The sequence below is a fragment of the Streptomyces sp. NBC_01689 genome, from assembly GCF_036250675.1.
Lineage (GTDB): Bacteria > Actinomycetota > Actinomycetes > Streptomycetales > Streptomycetaceae > Streptomyces.
On the sequence record NZ_CP109592.1, the window covers coordinates 6440702 to 6457966 of the forward strand.

Annotated in this window: 13 protein-coding genes; 11 read left to right on the forward strand and 2 right to left on the reverse strand. The window is 70.7% G+C overall.

All coding sequences use genetic code 11. The features are described 5' to 3' along the window. Window positions 1-83: 83 nt before the first annotated feature. Window positions 84-686 (reverse strand): acyltransferase, encoded by a 603-nt coding sequence (locus tag OG776_RS27425; RefSeq protein ID WP_148013940.1) that lies wholly within the window; start codon window positions 684-686, stop codon window positions 84-86. Between the two features lie 328 nt (window positions 687-1014). On the opposite strand from OG776_RS27425, the gene rplU reads away from it, so the two are divergent. The 7 genes from rplU (at window position 1015) to OG776_RS27460 (ending at window position 11544) form a co-directional block, all read left to right on the forward strand. Then, window positions 1015-1335, forward strand: coding sequence for a 50S ribosomal protein L21 (gene rplU / locus OG776_RS27430; protein WP_030601628.1), 321 nt, complete (start codon window positions 1015-1017; stop codon window positions 1333-1335). A 16-nt stretch (window positions 1336-1351) separates the two neighbouring features. Next, window positions 1352-1606, forward strand: a complete 255-nt coding sequence (gene rpmA, locus OG776_RS27435; protein ID WP_148013939.1) for a 50S ribosomal protein L27 — start codon at window positions 1352-1354, stop codon at window positions 1604-1606. A 233-nt stretch (window positions 1607-1839) separates the two neighbouring features. Then, window positions 1840-3276 (forward strand): GTPase ObgE, encoded by a 1437-nt coding sequence (obgE, locus tag OG776_RS27440; protein ID WP_148013938.1) that lies wholly within the window; start codon window positions 1840-1842, stop codon window positions 3274-3276. A 294-nt stretch (window positions 3277-3570) separates the two neighbouring features. Further along, complete coding sequence (locus OG776_RS27445; RefSeq protein ID WP_148013937.1) at window positions 3571-5121, forward strand: alkaline phosphatase D family protein; 1551 nt, start codon at window positions 3571-3573, stop codon at window positions 5119-5121. A 1237-nt stretch (window positions 5122-6358) separates the two neighbouring features. Continuing rightward, on the forward strand, window positions 6359-7858 hold the full coding sequence (locus tag OG776_RS27450; protein WP_148013936.1) for a bifunctional cytidylyltransferase/SDR family oxidoreductase: 1500 nt from the start codon (window positions 6359-6361) through the stop codon (window positions 7856-7858). Between the two features lie 167 nt (window positions 7859-8025). Continuing rightward, window positions 8026-10137 carry a hypothetical protein gene (locus OG776_RS27455; protein WP_329322692.1) on the forward strand — a complete coding sequence of 704 codons (2112 nt, stop codon included), beginning with the start codon at window positions 8026-8028 and terminating at the stop codon, window positions 10135-10137. A 201-nt stretch (window positions 10138-10338) separates the two neighbouring features. After that, complete coding sequence (locus OG776_RS27460; RefSeq protein WP_148013934.1) at window positions 10339-11544, forward strand: glycosyltransferase family 2 protein; 1206 nt, start codon at window positions 10339-10341, stop codon at window positions 11542-11544. Window positions 11545-11645: 101 nt separating this feature from the next. Here the strand turns inward: OG776_RS27460 and OG776_RS27465 are convergent, their stop codons facing one another. Continuing rightward, on the reverse strand, window positions 11646-13046 hold the full coding sequence (locus OG776_RS27465) for a polysaccharide pyruvyl transferase family protein (RefSeq protein ID WP_329322693.1): 1401 nt from the start codon (window positions 13044-13046) through the stop codon (window positions 11646-11648). Between the two features lie 286 nt (window positions 13047-13332). Between OG776_RS27465 and proB the strand changes: the two genes are divergently transcribed. The 4 genes from proB to OG776_RS27485 all read left to right on the forward strand — a co-directional run bounded on the left by proB (window position 13333) and on the right by OG776_RS27485 (window position 17247). Further along, window positions 13333-14421: a glutamate 5-kinase gene (gene proB / locus OG776_RS27470; protein ID WP_390076966.1), complete on the forward strand. Its 1089-nt coding sequence runs from the start codon at window positions 13333-13335 to the stop codon at window positions 14419-14421. Between the two features lie 227 nt (window positions 14422-14648). Continuing rightward, window positions 14649-15143 carry a hypothetical protein gene (locus tag OG776_RS27475; protein WP_384956489.1) on the forward strand — a complete coding sequence of 165 codons (495 nt, stop codon included), beginning with the start codon at window positions 14649-14651 and terminating at the stop codon, window positions 15141-15143. Between the two features lie 61 nt (window positions 15144-15204). Then, window positions 15205-16491, forward strand: coding sequence for a glutamate-5-semialdehyde dehydrogenase (locus OG776_RS27480; RefSeq protein ID WP_148013931.1), 1287 nt, complete (start codon window positions 15205-15207; stop codon window positions 16489-16491). Between the two features lie 141 nt (window positions 16492-16632). After that, window positions 16633-17247 (forward strand): SCO2584 family spore wall biosynthesis protein, encoded by a 615-nt coding sequence (locus tag OG776_RS27485; protein ID WP_443077290.1) that lies wholly within the window; start codon window positions 16633-16635, stop codon window positions 17245-17247. Window positions 17248-17265 lie beyond the last annotated feature (18 nt).

The following is a 17265-nucleotide window of genomic DNA, read 5'->3' on the forward strand; positions in this document are numbered from 1 at the left end:
GCGGCGACAGGGGCAGCCGGGCGGAGACCGGGAAGACCCGTCTCCCCGACGGACGCGACGACGTCCGCCCGGTTCGTCGGGTCTCAGGCGCTCTGTTCGACGAGGGCGCCGTCCTTCTCCTCGTAGAGGCTGCCGGTCCGCGGGCACTCCCACACTCCAGCCTCGCCCGTGTGTTCGACCAGCTTGACGCCGGCCCTGCCGACCCAGCCGACCTGTCGCGCGGGAACGCCGACGACCAGCGCGAAGTCCGGCACGTCCTTGGTGACGACTGCACCGGCGGCCACCATGGCCCAGCGGCCGATGCTGATCGGGGCGACGCAGACCGCGCGGGCACCGATCGAGGCGCCGTCGGCGATCTTCACACCGACGGCTTCCCAGTCGCCACCGCGCTTCTGCTTGCCCTCGGGGTCCACGGAGCGCGGGTTGTGATCGTTGGTGAGAACCACGGCTGGACCGATGAAGACACCGTCACCGAGTTCGGCGGGCTCGTAGACGAGCGCGTAATTCTGCAGCTTGCAGTTGTCGCCCATACGTACGCCCGAACCTACGTACGCGCCACGACCGATCACACAGCCTTCGCCGAGGCGGGCACCGTCGCGGATCTGCGCGAGGTCCCAGACGCTGCTTCCCGCGCCGATCTCGGCGGTCTCGTCGACCTGGGCGCTGGGCTGGACCCTGTAGTTCACTTGTCTGCCTTTCGGTGTCCGGGTTCGGTTGGGGAGCATACGGGTGAGGCGGGTTCGCCTCCGCCGTGCGCCCCTGACGGTGGGCGGCGGAGGCCGCGGCCCCTTCGAGAAGGGGCGGCGAGCCCGGGCCGCCCCCGGGGTCCCGGTTTGACCCCTCAAGCCGGGCCCCGTAGCCTTGACCGTCGGCGTGTCCCTTGACGCGCCACACCCCCGTAAACCTCTTCCTCCTGGATCGTGCGAGCTTCGTGTTCCGCGCACCGGGAGAGGCCGCTCGCGCGAGTCGGCGGCTGGACTGCGGGGTTCCGTTCCGAGCGAAAGAGAGATCCGCGTGTACGCCATCGTGCGCAGCGGTGGTCGCCAGCACAAGGTTGCTGTCGGCGACATCGTTGAGGTTGACAAGATTTCCACCGCCAAGGTTGGCGACACGGTCGAGCTCTCGACCCTGCTCGTTGTCGACGGCGAAGCCGTGACGAGCGACCCCTGGGTCCTTGCCGGCATCAAGGTCCAGGCCGAGGTCGTGGACCACCACAAGGGCGTCAAGATCGACATCCTTCGCTACAAGAACAAGACCGGCTACCGCCGTCGTCAGGGCCACCGCCAGCAGTACACGGCGATCAAGGTCACTGAGATCCCCGCGGCTGCGAAGTAAGGGTAGGGACTGAGACATGGCACACAAGAAGGGCGCATCGTCCACTCGGAACGGTCGCGACTCCAACGCTCAGCGGCTCGGTGTGAAGCGCTTCGGCGGTCAGACCGTCAACGCCGGTGAGATCCTGGTCCGCCAGCGTGGCACCCACTTCCACCCCGGCGCCAGCGTCGGCCGTGGCAAGGACGACACGCTGTTCGCGCTGGCCGCCGGTGCGGTCGAGTTCGGCACGCACCGTGGCCGCAAGGTCGTGAACATCGTTCCGGTCGCCTGATCGAGTCCCGTCGAGGCTGACCCGGTTCCACGCGCACCGGATCGCATGCCTCGGGGCCCAGGCTCCGTAGAACAGAGTTCTTCGCGAGGCGGACCTCACTTCCCCCACGGGAAGTGGGTCCGCCTTTCGCGTGTTACGTAAGAGACATTCCGTACGTGCCGAGGTATCCGAAGTGCGTACGGGCCGAAGTATCCGAAGTAACCGATGTAACCGAAGTGCTGGAGGCACCCCACATGACCACCTTCGTGGACCGCGTCGAGCTGCATGTCGCCGCGGGTAGCGGAGGTCACGGCTGTGCCTCCGTACACCGGGAGAAGTTCAAGCCGCTCGGCGGCCCGGACGGCGGCAACGGCGGCCGTGGCGGTGACGTGATCCTGGTCGTCGACCAGTCCGTCACCACGCTGCTCGACTACCACCACTCGCCCCACCGCAAGGCAACCAGCGGCAAGCCCGGCGAGGGCGGCAACCGCTCCGGCAAGGACGGCCAGGACCTGATCCTGCCCGTGCCGGACGGCACGGTCGTCCTCGACAAGTCGGGCAACGTCCTGGCGGACCTCGTCGGACAGGGCACCTCGTACGTCGCGGCGGAGGGCGGCCGCGGCGGCCTCGGCAACGCGGCGCTGGCTTCGGCCCGTCGCAAGGCGCCCGGTTTCGCGCTGCTCGGCGTGCCCGGAGGTATGCAGGACATCGTCCTGGAGCTGAAGACCGTCGCCGACGTGGCGCTCGTCGGCTACCCGAGCGCCGGCAAGTCCTCGCTCATCTCGGTCCTCTCCGCCGCCAAGCCGAAGATCGCGGACTACCCCTTCACGACCCTCGTCCCCAACCTCGGTGTGGTGACGGCCGGTGAGACGGTCTACACGATCGCCGACGTGCCCGGTCTCATCCCCGGCGCCAGCCAGGGCAAGGGCCTCGGCCTCGAGTTCCTGCGCCATGTGGAGCGCTGCAGCGTGCTGGTGCACGTCCTCGACACGGCGACCCTGGAGTCCGAGCGCGACCCGATCTCCGACCTCGACATCATCGAGGAGGAGCTCAAGCAGTACGGCGGTCTCGACAACCGTCCGCGCATGGTCGTCCTCAACAAGATCGACGTACCGGACGGCAAGGACCTGGCGGAGATGGTCCGTCCCGACCTCGAGTCGCGCGGCTACCGCGTCTTCGAGGTGTCCGCGGTCGCCCACATGGGCCTCAGGGAACTGTCCTTCGCCCTCGCCGAACTGATCGCGCAGTCCCGGGCCGCCAAGCCCAAGGAGGAGGCGACCCGGATCGTCATCCGCCCGAAGGCGGTCGACGACGCCGGCTTCACCGTGGTCCAGGAGGAGGACGGCCTCTACCGCGTGCGCGGCGAGAAGCCCGAGCGCTGGGTGCGGCAGACCGACTTCAACAACGACGAGGCCGTCGGCTACCTCGCCGACCGGCTCGCCCGCCTCGGTGTCGAGGAGAAGCTGATGAAGGCGGGCGCCCGCTCCGGCGACGGCGTCGCGATCGGCCCCGAGGAGAACGCGGTCGTCTTCGACTGGGAGCCCACCGTCATGGCCGGCGCGGAGATGCTGGGCCGCCGCGGTGAGGACCACCGCTTCGAGGCCCCGCGTCCCGCCGCCCAGCGTCGCCGGGACAAGCAGGCCGAGCGGGACGAGTCGCAGAAGGAGTACGACGACTTCGAACCGTTCTAGGTCACCCGCCGCGGGCCGGACCGCGTACGACGGGCACGGAGAGGTCATCCTCTCCGTGCCCGTCGCGTTGCGCTGACGGCGTGTCGAGCCCGCCGCCGGTCACGGGACAGCCCGTAGGGTGATCGGGAGTCACCCGCAAGTCCGGGCAGGGAACGGCGAAGTCCGCTGCTGCGGCCAGGAGTTCGGTGCTCGCGCATTTGTCATGTCTATGATGCGCTTTGTTCAAGAGGTGGGCTGCTGTCCCGTGTGGGCTGGTCGGTGTCCAAGAGGCAACCGACGCAAGGGAGTCCGCCGATGTCCGGAGCCGTCTCACGCGATCGACGCCACTTTCTCACCGCCTCGGCCGCCGTACTCGGCGCCGCCGCGTCCGCCCAGCTCTGGGTGCCCGGCACCGCACGCGCGGCCGAACCCCCCTTGCCCGAAGGTGTGTTCAGCCTCGGAGTGGCCTCCGGTGACCCGCTGCCCGACGGTGTCGTGCTGTGGACCCGGCTCGCGCCCGACCCGCTGAACGGCGGCGGCATGCCCGACCGCGCGGTGACGGTCGCCTGGGAGATCGCCGAGGACGCCCGCTTCCGCAAGCAGGTGCGCCGCGGCCTCGCCCAGGCGCGTCCGGAGTACGGCCACAGCGTTCACGTCGACGTCCGCGGGCTGCGCCCCGGCCGCGTGTACTGGTACCGCTTCCGCGCCGGCGGCCGGCTCTCGCCGACCGGCCGCACCCGGACCGCGCCGCGCCCGACCGGCACGGGCGGCTCGCTGCGCCTCGCGCTCGCCTCCTGCCAGAACTGGCAGCACGGCTACTTCACCCCGTACGCCGACATGCTCCGCCAGGACCCCGACGTCGTCCTGTTCGTCGGGGACTACATCTACGAGTCCGCGCCGTCGGCCACAGCCGTGCGCAGGCACGAGGGCACCGGGGAGCCGTACACCCTCGTCCAGTACCGCAACCGGTACGCCCAGTACCGCAGCGACCCGCACCTCGCGGCGATGCACGCGCACGCTCCGTGGGTGGTCACCTTCGACGACCACGAGGTCGACAACGACTTCGCCGGAGAGGTGCCGCAGGACCCGGACAAGCAGGCCCACGGCGCGTTCGTGACCCGGCTGGCCGCCGCGTACCAGGCGTACTACGAGCACATGCCGGTCCGGGCCACCGCCATTCCGGACGGGCCGCACATCAGGATGTACCGGCGGCTCGACTTCGGCCGCCTCGCGCGGCTGAACGTCCTCGACACACGGCAGTTCCGCAGCGACCAGGTGACCGGTCAGGCCGCCGCCGAGGACCCGTCGCTCACCATGCTCGGCGCTGCGCAGCGGGACTGGCTGCTCCGCGGCCTGCACCACTCGCCGGCCCGCTGGAACATCGTCGCCTCACAGATCATGATGGCCGAGACCGATCTCCAGGTGGGCAAGGGCAAGCTCTGGTACTACGACGCCTGGGACGGTTACCAGGCCGAACGCAACGCCCTCATGAGGGAGTTCACGACCGTCAGCAACCCCGTCGTCCTCAGCGGCGACCGGCACTACACGATGATCAGCGACCTCAAGAAGGACTTCGCCGACCCGCACTCCGACGTGGTCGGCACCGAATTCGTCGGGACCTCCATCTCCACCGGCGGTGACCAGGATCAGGCGGCCTTCCACAAGGACTGGGACGCGCGGATGCCGGACAATCCGCACTGGAAGCTCATCGACGCCCACCGTGGCTACCACCTCTTCGACATCCGGCGGGACGGCATCGACGCCCAGGTGCGTGTCGCGTCGACGGTGCTGAAGCCGGACGCGGCCTCCAGCCGGCTGGCGCGTCTGCGGGTCGAGGCGGGGGAGCCGGGCGTGCGGCTCGTCTGATCCGGCCGCACCTCGCGTACGGTCCGGGTGCGGCCCGCCACCCGGCGACCCGTCGGGAGCGGCCTCTCAGGAGGTACCCGGAACCTCCCGGAGATCCGGCGCGCTCCGGGCACCGGCACGACCGTCGGGGGTCCCACCCCGGACAGTGCCCTGTACCGCCGGCACTCGGTCTGGCCGGGGGAGTGGTGGAACTCCTCACCCAAAGCGAGGGGGGCAGCTCGCTGTCCCGGCGTGACCGTGCGGGACACCCCGACGGGCGGGCGTGATCCACCGGCCGGGCGTCGCGCCCCGCCCGCGGGACAGCGGTCGCGGCCGTGACCGCGTACGCATCCTGCCCGCTCCGCGCCGGGCGCGGTCACACCCCGCGGGCCCTCCCGCGATCCCCGGTGGGCGCGCGACGACGGCCGCGGCACCTCGCCGCGTCGTCGGGCCGCCCGGACAGGCCCGGTACGAGGATGCCCCTCCGCCGTGCGCCGCAGCTCGTCGGAGGCCGCGCGCCGGGCCGCCGTGGGATCACGGGACGGCCCTCGCCCGAGGCCCGTGCGAGGAGCCAGGGCGGCCCGGCCGCACGGCCCCGCCGCGCACCCCTGTATCCCGGCCGGGCTACCCCGGCGGTCTCCTCAGGGAGGCCCCGAAGGCGGCGGACGATTCCTCCTGGCCGACGGAAAAGCGAAATGCCGCCGGTGTTTGTGAGGGAATTCCGGGAAAAGGGACTTCCGGCCGGAATCCCTTCGAAACCCGCGCGCGGTGACGTGGCTCAGAGAGCGGGCGTTCCCCTGTCGGCCGGTCGCATGATCTCCCGTCCGGTACGTCCGGGCGGGTCCCGGGGACGGCCCCGGGTGCGGAGACGCCCTGTCGCGTCCGTACGCGCACGGGTCCCGGTCCGCCGACCGCCGCGCCGCCGTCCGGACCCGGTGCGGCGGGATCGCCGCCCGAGCCGCGGAGTCCGCGCGCTCCCGCGATCGGACGGGTTCGCCGGAGGCCTTCGGGGGAACCCGCTTGTGTGCTGGGTCACCGGATGCGCGGGCGCATGAAGCGAACGTGAGAATCGCGGGCGGGATGTGTGCACTTACTCACAGCAAATCCGGACAATTCATCCGGCTCTCTCGGGGTGGCCTGCAAGCAAGGTGAATTTCCGGTTGCGCGCACATATGCGGCAGGCGGCGCTCGCCTTGCACGGCGGTAACCGTAGGTGGGACCATTCCCGGGTTCCCTGTCGCCCCAAGGTAGGTCACCTGTGTCTGAGCACATTGCCAAGCCCCGTACCACCGCAGTGATCCTGGCCGGCGGCACCGGCCAGCGCGTGGGTCTGTCGATTCCGAAGCAGCTGCTGAAGATCGCCGGCAAGGCGGTCATCGAGCACACGCTGACCACCTTCGAACAGGCCGACTCGATCGACGACATCATCGTGCTGATGGCCCCGGGCTACGTCCCGGACGTCGAGAAGATCGTCACGAAGGCGGGCCTGAAGAAGGTCACCAAGGTGATCGAGGGCGGCTCGACGCGGAACGAGACCACCGAGCGCGCCATCGCCGCCCTCGGTGAGGGCCTGGCCGAGGGCGAGGACGCGAACGTCCTCTTCCACGACGCCGTGCGCCCGCTGCTGTCGGAGCGCGTGATCGACGACTGCGTGACCGCGCTGGAGCGGTTCCAGGCCGTGGACGTCGCCATCCCGTCCGCGGACACGATCATCGTGACCCGTACCCACGGCGAGGACGGCGAGTTCATCACCGAGATCCCGGACCGCTCCCGGCTGCGCCGCGGCCAGACGCCCCAGGCGTTCAAGCTGTCCACGATCCGCCGCGCCTACGAGGTCGCGGCCGGCGACCCCAACTTCCAGGCCACCGACGACTGCTCGGTCGTGCTCAAGTACCTGCCGGACGTGCCGATCCACGTCGTCGCGGGTGACGAGTACAACATGAAGGTCACCCAGCCCGTCGACGTCTTCATCGCCGACAAGCTCTTCCAGCTCGCCTCCACCGCCGCCCCCGAGCAGGCCGACGAGGCCGCGTACCGCGAGCTGCTGACCGGCAAGACCGTGGTGGTCTTCGGCGGCTCCTACGGCATCGGCAAGGACATAGCCGAGCTGGCCGAGGGCTACGGCGCGAAGACCTACGCGCTCGGCCGCTCCACCACCGGCACCCACGTCGAGAACCCGGAGGAGGTCGACGACGCGCTGTCCACGGCCTACGCCGAGACCGGGCGCATCGACTACGTGATCAACACCGCCGGTGTGCTGCGCATCGGCAAGCTGGCCGAGACGGACAACGCGACCATCGAGGAAGCGCTGAAGGTCAACTACCTCGCCCCGGTGCAGATAGCCCGCTCCTCGTACAAGTACCTGGCCGAGACCAGGGGCCAGCTGCTGCTCTACACCTCCAGCAGCTACACCCGCGGCCGCGCCGAGTACAGCCTCTACTCCTCCACCAAGGCCGCCATGGTGAACCTCACCCAGGCGCTCTCCGACGAGTGGGCCGGCGACGGCATCCGCGTCAACTGCATCAACCCCGAGCGCACCGCGACCCCCATGCGCACCAAGGCTTTCGGGCAGGAGCCCGCGGGCTCCCTGCTCTCCTCCGAGGCGGTCGCGCACACCTCCCTGGACGTGCTGCTCTCCGAGCTCACCGGTCACGTCATCGACGTCCGTCAGCAGGACCCGACGGCGGGCGCGGGCCGCGGCTCCGGTTTCGAGGCGGCGCTGGCCGGCGTGCTGGACCGCCAGGACGGCGTGGCATAATCAAAAAAGAATAGCCTTCCGGAATTCAGGCCTTTGTGTCCGCGTGTTCGCCGCGCGTTCACAAAGGCCTGAATCCGTAGAGTTCACTTTTCGCTTTTGGCTCATCTCGGTATCAAAAAATCTTTTGGTATCAAACCGGCACTCACCCCTCAAGAGCAGGTTTCTCCGTGATTTCCACCGCTATTCGCGTCGCCCGTGTGGGCAGCGCGGCCGAGCTGGCGGCGGCGGCCCTCATGATGCTGGGCTTCCCCTGCCTGATGCTCGCCGCTCTCCTGCCGAGCGTCGGCGCCTTCGCGGCCGCGGCCGCCGTGACGTACCTGGCGGACCACTATCTGCACCGGCGCGGCAGCTATCTGGTCAACCGCCTCAGCAAGGTGCGGGCCGGTGTGTCCATCAGATTCCTGATCCGGCAGCTGCTGCTCGTGCTGCTGCTGGCGCGGCTCGACCTGACCGACAGCATGGTCTTCAACGCGGCCATCGCGTGCTTCCTGGCCTTCTACGGCTTCCAGGCACCGCACAGCGCCCTGGTCACGCTGATCGTGCAGCGCCGCAAGCTGCCCGTCGCCACCCGCAACGTCGACCTGGAACCGCGCGTCCGTATCCCGGCCGCGCCGCCGCGCCGGCTGCTCTCCCGGGCTGCCGAGAAGATGCTCCACCTCGACCTCGTGGCCGTCGTCGGTCTCCTGATCTCCGGGGCGACCGACGACAACGTCTACGGCTTCGTGGGCATCGGGGTGACGCTGCTGCTCGCCCTCGTCTACGTCGCGGCCCTGGTCCCGTTCGTACGAGGGCGGCGGGTCCCGCCCAACGCCGAACAGGTCCTCGCCGCGGTCGACGACTGGCTGCGCACCTACCGTCCCGAGACGGTGCTCTACTTCTCCGGTTCCAAGGACTCCGCCTACCAGGTCAACATGTGGCTGGAGACGATGGAGCAGCTGGACACCCGGCCGCTGATCATCCTCCGGGAGCGGGCGATCCTGGACCGCATGGCGCCCACCACGGTGCCGGTCATCTGCGTGCCCGGAGGGGTGCACCTGATGAACATGGACCTGTCCACGGTGCGGGTCGCGCTCTACGCGGCGAACGTCGGCAAGAACATCCACCTGCTGCGCGTGCCCACCATGAAGCACGTCTTCATCGGACACGGCGACAGTGACAAGCTCGCCAGCGTCAACCCGTTCAGCAAGGCGTACGACGAGGTGTGGACCGCCGGCCGCGCGGGCCGCGACCGCTACGCCATCGCCGACGTCGGTGTCCGCGACGAGGACATCGCCGAGGTCGGCCGCCCGCAGCTCGCGCCGATCCGGACCGCGCAGGACACCCAGGGCGCGGCCGCCGCCGACCGCTGCCCGACGATCCTGTACGCCCCCACCTGGGAGGGCTGGGACGACAACCCGGGCAACACCTCGATCCTGCTGGCGGGCGAGAACATCGTCCGTCGTCTGGTGCAGGCCGATCCGCCCGTCCGCGTCCTCTACAAGCCGCACCCGTTCACCGGCACCCGCAGCGCGCAGGCCAAGGCCGCGCACGGCAGGATCGTCGCGCTGGTCGAGAAGGCGGCCGCCGAGCGCGCCGCCGACCCCCGCCGCGGCGCCGACGCGGCGGCCCGGAGCGCGGCCGTGGCCGAGCTGGCCCGGGTCGAGGCCCGCATCGAGCAGCTGACCGGTGCCACCGAGAACGGCGACGAGGCCGAGGCCACCCGTGACGGCGTGGTCGACACCGCGGCGCACGCCGAGGTCGCCCGGCTGCGCGCCGAGTGGAACGACGCCTACTGGCGCTCCTTCGGCAGCTGGGAGCACCGGGTCATCACCGGCGCCGAGCCCCGCCTGTACGACTGTTTCAACGTCTCCGACGCGATGGTCTCGGACATATCCAGCGTGGTCTCCGACTACATCGCGAGCGGCAAGCCCTACGCGGTGACGGACTCCGCGGAGCTGGGCGTCGAGGAGTTCAAGCGGCAGAACACCGCCGTGCGCGCCGCCGTGATCCTCTCCAACTCGGCCGCCGAACTGGACGAGTTGCTCACGGGGGTCTTCGATCCGTCGGCGGACACGCTGGCCGGTGACCGCCGCGAGCTGAAGCGGTATCTGCTGGGCCCCGACGAGCCGGCGTCGATCGTCCAGTTCAACGGCGCGGTGCGCGATCTGGCGAAGAAGTCCCGGGCGCGCAACCAGGGTCAGGAGGCGGGCGCGGCCGCCGCGGCGGAACCGGCCGGCGCGGTGCCCGGTCAGCGGAGCGCCACCGCGGGCGAGACGGGCGGTGCGGCGGTCAAGGGGTGATCCCCGCGCCGTCGACCGGCCGCGGGCCGTCCGCGCACGCATGACAGAGCCCGGCTCCGGGGTACACCCCGGAGCCGGGCTTCTTTCTGTGAAGCACGTCACATATGAGGCCTCATCAGGCAACCGATCCGCCGCCTCACCCGTCTAGTAAGTAGTCCTTGAGGTGATACGGGGGAAATATTCTGATGACGGTGGGGAAACGTGACAGTGACGCAGCCTGATGTGAGCGTGATCATCGGCGCGTACGAGGCCATGCCGTACCTGGTCAAGTGCCTGCAGTCGGTCGAGGACCAGACCCTCGGTCCCGACCGGATCGAGGTCGTCGCGGTCGACGACGGGTCGACGGACGGCACGGGGGAACATCTGGAGGAGTTCGCGGAGCGCTCGGCCATAGCGGTCACCGTGATCCGGCAGGCCAACTCGGGCGGCCCCAGCGGCCCGCGCAACGTCGGCCTCGACAAGGCCCGCGGGCGCTACGTCTTCTTCCTCGACGCCGACGACCACCTGGGCCCGGAGGCCCTGGAGCGCATGGTCGCGATGGCGGACGAGCACGGCACGGACGTGGTGCTCGGCAAGGTCGTCGGGGTCAACCGCACCGCCCCGAAGTCGATGTGGGACAAGACGCTGCCCCGCACGGACGTGTTCTCCTCCCGGATCAAGTTCACGCTCAGCGCGCAGAAGCTCTTCCGGCGCGACCTGCTCACCCGGCACGACATGCACTTCGACGAGTCGCTGAAGACCGGCGAGGACGCGCTGTTCACCATGGAGGCCTACCTCCGCGCGGACGGTGTCTCCGTGATCGCCGACTACGACTGCTACTACCTGGTCGGCCGTGAGGACGGCAAGCACGCGACCAAGACCGGCGGTTACCGGCTGCGGTTCGACTCCGCCCGGGCCCTGATGGGTCTGATCGCCGAGCACGTGCCCGCCGGCAAGCGCCGCGACGGCCTGATGGTCCGGCCCTTCCTCATCACCCTGCTCCCGCAGTTCGGGCCGGTCTTCCTCAAGGACGACGAGGAGGTCAGACGCGACAAGCTCGCCCTGGCCAAGCCGATGATCGACGCGTACTGGACCGAGGGCGTCGCCGACCGGCTCAAGGTCAACGAACGGCTGCGGGTGAATCTGGCCGGGCTGGGCCGGGCCGACCTGCTGGCCGACGTCCTGGTGTTCCTCAAGAAGAAGAAGGCACCCGCGCTCCACGTGGACCCGCGCAGCCGCAAGGCCTATCTCGCCTACCCGCACTTCCGTGACAAGGAAGCGCCCATCCCGGACGGCTGGTTCGTCCCGACCTCACGCGAGACGGTCACCATCGACAGCTTCAAGTTCGCGCCCGCCGGTCGCTTCCCCGGTATGCGGACCGCCCGCCGGATGGCGCGCAAGGTGTTGGGGCCCCGCCGCGCGGGATGAGGCCGAACGCCCGTTCCGGGGCCCTGGGGGGGCGTACGGAACGGGCGTCGACGGGGTGCGTACCGGGGGGTACGGACCCCGCGAGGGAGGACGGGCGCTCCTTACTGGCGGCCCGACTGCAGCGCCTTGCGCAGCGGACGCCCCACCGCGCGGCGCGCCATGCGGTAGACGGAACGCTGCGGGACCAATGCCTGTGCCAGGGCCCTGGGGGCGCCCTTCCGGGCCCGGTCCAGCTCACGCCGCAGCCGGGCGTTGTCCGTCGACAGCTCGGTGATACGGGTCTGCAGCCAGCCGAACCGGGTGGTGAGCGAGGCCACGTCGGCGTCGTTCCAGGGCCGGACCCCGGCCGGGAAGGCGAGCGAGGCGATCCGCCGGTCGTAGGCCGCGCCCCCGTCGCCGTGGGTGAAGGTGTTCTGCAGACCGTTGCGCTCCAGGAAGCCGGTGAAGCGCTCGAAGCGCTCCTGGTGTCCACCCGTCAGTGCGCCGAAGTCCGCCTCCGCGTACAGCTCCGCCGGGTCGAGGTCCCGTGGCGGCTTGCTGATCCGGCGGTGCGGGATGTCGAAGTAGCGGCACAGCTCCAGGGTGCGCGAGTCGCCGCACAGCACGGTCGCGGGCGTACCCGCGAGGAGTGCCGCGATGTTGCCGTGGATGCGGGAGTCGAACGAGAAGTCGAAGCCCCGCAGGTCGTCGATCCAGGTGACCGGGTCGATGTAGACGCGGACCTTGTCCTCGCGGTACATCGGGTGGTCCGGGTGTGTGGGCATCGCGGTGACGGAGCCGTTCGGGTCCGACAGGTCGCGCCAGTGCAGCTGGCGGGCGTCGCTCAGATTCTGTCCGATGAAGCGCAGATACGGATACCGCGTGTGCGCGCTGCGGATCACCCGGTCGAGGCCCTGGGACCTCACCGCGCTGTGCGAGCCGTTGACCGCGATCCGGGACTCGGGGCCGAGGGCGGGGGCGTCCTTGCGGACGTCGAGGTCCTTGCCGTACATGAACAGGGACGGACAGCCGATGACCTCGACGTCACGGAAGCCCATGTCCTTCAGATAGCGCTCGGTGAACTCGCCCCGCACCCCGATGGACGCGCTGCGGTCGAGTACCGCGGCGACGAACTCCCGTACGGCGGGCTCCATGGGCTTCAGCCGGGCCGGGTTGTAGTCCAGGCCGGCCTGCGCGCCGATCCCCGGCACGACCACCGGGATCTTCAGCCTGCCGATGAGCCGGGTCAGCCGCCTGAGCTGGGGCTCGAACGAGGGGCGGAAGGCGTTGGCCAGCGGTACGACGAACGCGTCGTACTCCTCGTTGATCCGGCCGGCCGCCGTCACGTCGGTGCGGATGCCGTTCGACACGACCTCCGTGCCCGGGGTCTCGAGGATCTTGTGCGCCGCGTCGCTGAAGATCAGGTTGCCCGCGTTGGTGGCGAAGACGTCCTGGTGGAGGGCCTGTTCCACGGGGACGACGTCGTACGGACTTTTCCCTGATCTCAGGAGTATGCGCTTCACTGGATGAACAGTAGGTGCCACAACGTTCAACTTATCTTTGCGTCTTCTTTAAGTTCCATGAGGAACGAGTACAACCTTTTGTGCATGCGCGACCCGTGAGCGGGCGACTACGCGGGGCGTCCGCCAGCTGGACCGGGAGGCGCCGGCCCGGCCCGTTCGCGTAGATTGCCGGGCGGGACGGACCGGACCGACGCGAGGGGACACACCGCAGGTGGCAGGGCAGGCCGAAGGGAACGCGACGGGACCGACGAGTGCGGTACGGCAGGCCGTGGCACGGGCCCACCGGATGGTCGTCAAGGTGGGCTCCTCCTCGCTGACGACGGCCGCGGGCGGCCTCGACGCCGACCGCGTCGACGCCCTCGTCGACGTGCTCGCCAAGCACCGCAGCGGCGGCGAGAAGGAGATCGTCCTCGTCTCCTCCGGAGCCATCGCCGCCGGTCTGGCCCCGCTCGGACTGCGCCGCCGGCCCAAGGACCTCGCCCGGCAGCAGGCCGCCGCCAGCGTCGGCCAGGGACTCCTGGTCGCCCGCTACACCGCGTCCTGCGCCCGGCACGGCATCCGGGTCGGGCAGGTGCTCCTCACCTCCGACGACACCAGCCGCCGCGCCCACCACCGCAACGCCTCCCGCACCCTCGACAAGCTCCTCGCGATGGGCGCCCTGCCGGTCGTCAACGAGAACGACACGGTCGCCACGGACGAGATCCGCTTCGGCGACAACGACCGGCTCGCCGCCCTCGTCGCCCACCTCGTCCGTGCCGATCTGCTGGTCCTGCTCTCCGACGTCGACGGGGTCTACGACGGCGACCCCGGCAGGCCCGGCACCTCGCGGATAGCGGAGGTCCGCGCGCCGCAGGACCTCGCGCACATCGACATCGGCAGCGCGGGCAAGGCGGGCGTCGGCACCGGCGGCATGGTCACCAAGGTCGAGGCGGCCCGGATCGCGGCGGCCGCGGGCATTCCCGTCGTGCTCACCTCCGCCGTGCACGCGGCCGAGGCGCTGGCGGGCGGGGACACCGGCACCTACTTCCACCCCACCGGAAAGCGCTCCGCCGACCGGCTGCTGTGGCTCCAGCACGCCTCGACCCCGCAGGGCGCGCTCGTCCTGGACGACGGGGCCGTGCGCGCCGTGGTCGACCGGCGCACCTCGCTGCTGCCGGCGGGCATCGCGGCCGTCGAGGGCGACTTCGCCGCCGGTGACCCCGTCGAACTGCGCGACGGCGAGGGCCGCGCGGTCGCCCGGGGTCTGGTGAACTTCGACGCCAAGGAGATCCCGCAGCTCATCGGCCGCTCCACCCGCGAGCTGGCACGCGAACTGGGCCCCGCCTACGAACGTGAGGTCGTCCACCGCGACGACCTGGTGCTCCTGTATCCGTAGGACGTGTGTCCGTGGCACCTGTGCGCCGTAGCGCCGGCGTACGACCAGAGGGGGCGATTCCCGCACCCCGGCCGAAAACTGGTGTGAACGTTTCGCGGACGCCTGTCGCGGCGCGGTGAAACTCCGGAAAAGTGCCACGCGGGCGCTCCCCACCTGCTCAACTTTGTTGCAGGGGGACCCCGAGGTTCTGTTACGACCATTGCGTGAAGGAGGCTGTCGTGAGACGAGTGCGCCCGGGGGCGGCGGCGTCGCACGGTGGCGCCTCCCCGACACTCGGCTCCGCCCGGGCGGGGGGAGCTCCGTCCCGTGCGGCGGGCGAGGAGAGGGCCCTGACCAGCGTCGCGGCCGGAGACGCCTTCGAGGGCGAGAAGCCCGCCGACCAGCCGCGACTGTGGCACGTCACGCTGAGCGTCTCGGGCGGCGAGGCCCCGCTGAAGGAGGTCCGGCGGGGTCTGGAGCAACTGGCCCACGACCACCCCTTCCTGCTGACCAGCCGGTATGCCAACGACCACGCGGAGATCCGCTACTGGGAGGAGGCCCGCGACCTGCACGACGCGGCGGCCGTCGCCCTGCGGCTGTGGGGCGAGCACCGGCAGACCGCCCAGCTCCCGCCCTGGGAGATCGTCGGCCTGGAGGTCATCGACCGGGAGACCTATCACCAGCGCATCGCGGAGGGGTACGGGCCACTTCCGGCCACTCCGGTCGGAGTTCACCCCTTTTGAGGGTGTCTCGGGGTGTGGGACAACGGCGGGACGGACCCCCGCGGCGCACTACCCTTCCGACATGACCACGCTCTCGCCGTACGACTCGATGTCCCCGGTCACCCGGGCCGCCTACCGCGCGAAGTCCGCCGCCGCCGACCTGGCGCCCCTGCCGCGGGCCGAGAAGGACGACGCGCTGCTCGCGATCGCGGACGCGCTGGAGGTCCGTACGAGCGAGATCGTCGCGGCCAACGCGAAGGACATCGCGCGGGCCCGGGAGGCCGGGACCAGCGAGACGGTCATCGACCGGCTTACGCTGACGCCCGAACGCGTACGCGCCATCGCCTCCGACGTACGGGACGTCGTCGCGCTGCCCGACCCGGTCGGCGAGGTCGTGCGCGGCTCCACCCTGCCCAACGGCATCGACCTGCGCCAGGTCCGCGTCCCGCTAGGCGTCGTCGGCATCATCTACGAGGCCCGGCCGAACGTGACCGTCGACGCCGCCGCCCTCTGCCTGAAATCCGGCAACGCCGTCCTGCTGCGCGGCTCCTCCTCGGCCTTCGAGTCCAACACCGCCCTCGTCCGCGTGCTGCGCGACGCCGTGGGCGGCGCCGGACTGCCCGCCGACGCCGTCCAGCTGGTCCCCGGCGAGGGCCGTGAGTCGGTGCGCGAGCTGATGCGCGCCCGCGGCCTGGTCGACGTCCTCATCCCGCGCGGCGGCGCCTCGCTGATCCGTACGGTCGTCCAGGAGTCCACCGTCCCCGTCATCGAGACCGGCACCGGCAACTGCCACGTGTACGTCGACGCGCACGCCGACCTCGACATGGCGATCGACATCCTGATCAACTCCAAGGCCCAGCGGCCCAGCGTCTGCAACTCCGCCGAGACCCTCCTCGTGCACCAGGACATCGCGGCCGAGTTCCTGCCGCGCGCCCTGGACGCCCTCGCGGACGCCGGGGTCACGGTGCACGCCGACGAGCGCGTGCTCGCCCACGCGAAGAACTCCCGGGCCACCGTCGTGGAGGCCACGCCCGAGGACTGGGAGACGGAGTACCTCTCCTACGACATCGCCGCCGCGGTCGTCGACTCCCTCGACCGGGCCGTCGAGCACATCCGGCTGTGGACCTCCGGCCACACCGAGGCCATCGTCACCACCTCGCAGCAGGCCGCCCGCCGTTTCACCCGGTTGGTGGACTCCACCACGGTCGCCGTGAACGCCTCGACGCGCTTCACGGACGGCGGCCAGTTCGGCTTCGGCGCGGAGATCGGCATCTCCACCCAGAAGCTGCACGCCAGAGGGCCCATGGGGCTGCCGGAGCTGACGAGCACCAAGTACATCGTCACCGGTGACGGGCACGTCCGGCGCTGAGACACCGCGGCGCCCGGGCGCCGCGGACGGCGGCGCGGCCCGCCGGGCGCGCCCGGCCGGACGGCGTGAGAGCCGTCTCGCCAGGCGGATGAATTTCCATACCGTCTGCCCAAAATGACCCCCCAGGTCTACTCTGGATCCGTGCCGGAGGACGTGGGGGGCACGCCGTTCCCTGACGGCTGGGAGCCCGACGACGACCGCGACCGCGGGGGTGCGGACGAAGAGTTCGCCTCCGTGGTCTTCGACGAGGACTTCGTCCGGGCGGCGGTGATCCATGAGCCGACCGCCGTGGAACGCCTGCTGGCAGCCGCCCAGGCCCGCGCGGAGGCCTCCGAGGCCGAGGCGCGCCGGGCGCACTCCCGAGGCGGCCGGGGCGACGACGAGCACCACGAGGACTACGAGGACGGGTTCGGCCCCGACGGACACGGCCGTGACCCGGATCGCGACGACCCGGACGGCACCGAGGTCCTGGAGGGCCGCTACGGCGCTCCCGGGACGTACGGCAGGCTCTACGGGAAGCAGGCCCGCTGGCACCGCCCGGTGGCCTGGCTGCTCGCCCTCGTGATGGGCATCGGCATGGTCGCCCTGGCCTTCACGGCGGTCTACAGAGGAGCCTCCTCCAGCCGCCAGGACCAGCTCCCGTCACCGGCCTCCACAGGCCTCGAGCAGGACCGGGAGAAGGTCACCGGCACCGGCCCCCCGGTCTCCGTCGGCCCCTCCCGCCCGGCCGTGTCGGCGGTGCCCCGGACCCCGTGACACCAGCGGTGTAGCCGA

Excerpts from the sequence above, each read along its gene's own strand:
- OG776_RS27480 (WP_148013931.1), top strand. The coding sequence starts at position 15,205 with ATGACCACGCTCTCGCCGTACGACTCGATGTCCCCGGTCACCCGGGCC.
- obgE (WP_148013938.1), top strand. The coding sequence starts at position 1,840 with ATGACCACCTTCGTGGACCGCGTCGAGCTGCATGTCGCCGCGGGTAGC.
- OG776_RS27445 (WP_148013937.1), top strand. The coding sequence starts at position 3,571 with ATGTCCGGAGCCGTCTCACGCGATCGACGCCACTTTCTCACCGCCTCG.
- rpmA (WP_148013939.1), top strand. The coding sequence starts at position 1,352 with ATGGCACACAAGAAGGGCGCATCGTCCACTCGGAACGGTCGCGACTCC.
- proB (WP_390076966.1), top strand. The coding sequence starts at position 13,333 with ATGGTCGTCAAGGTGGGCTCCTCCTCGCTGACGACGGCCGCGGGCGGC.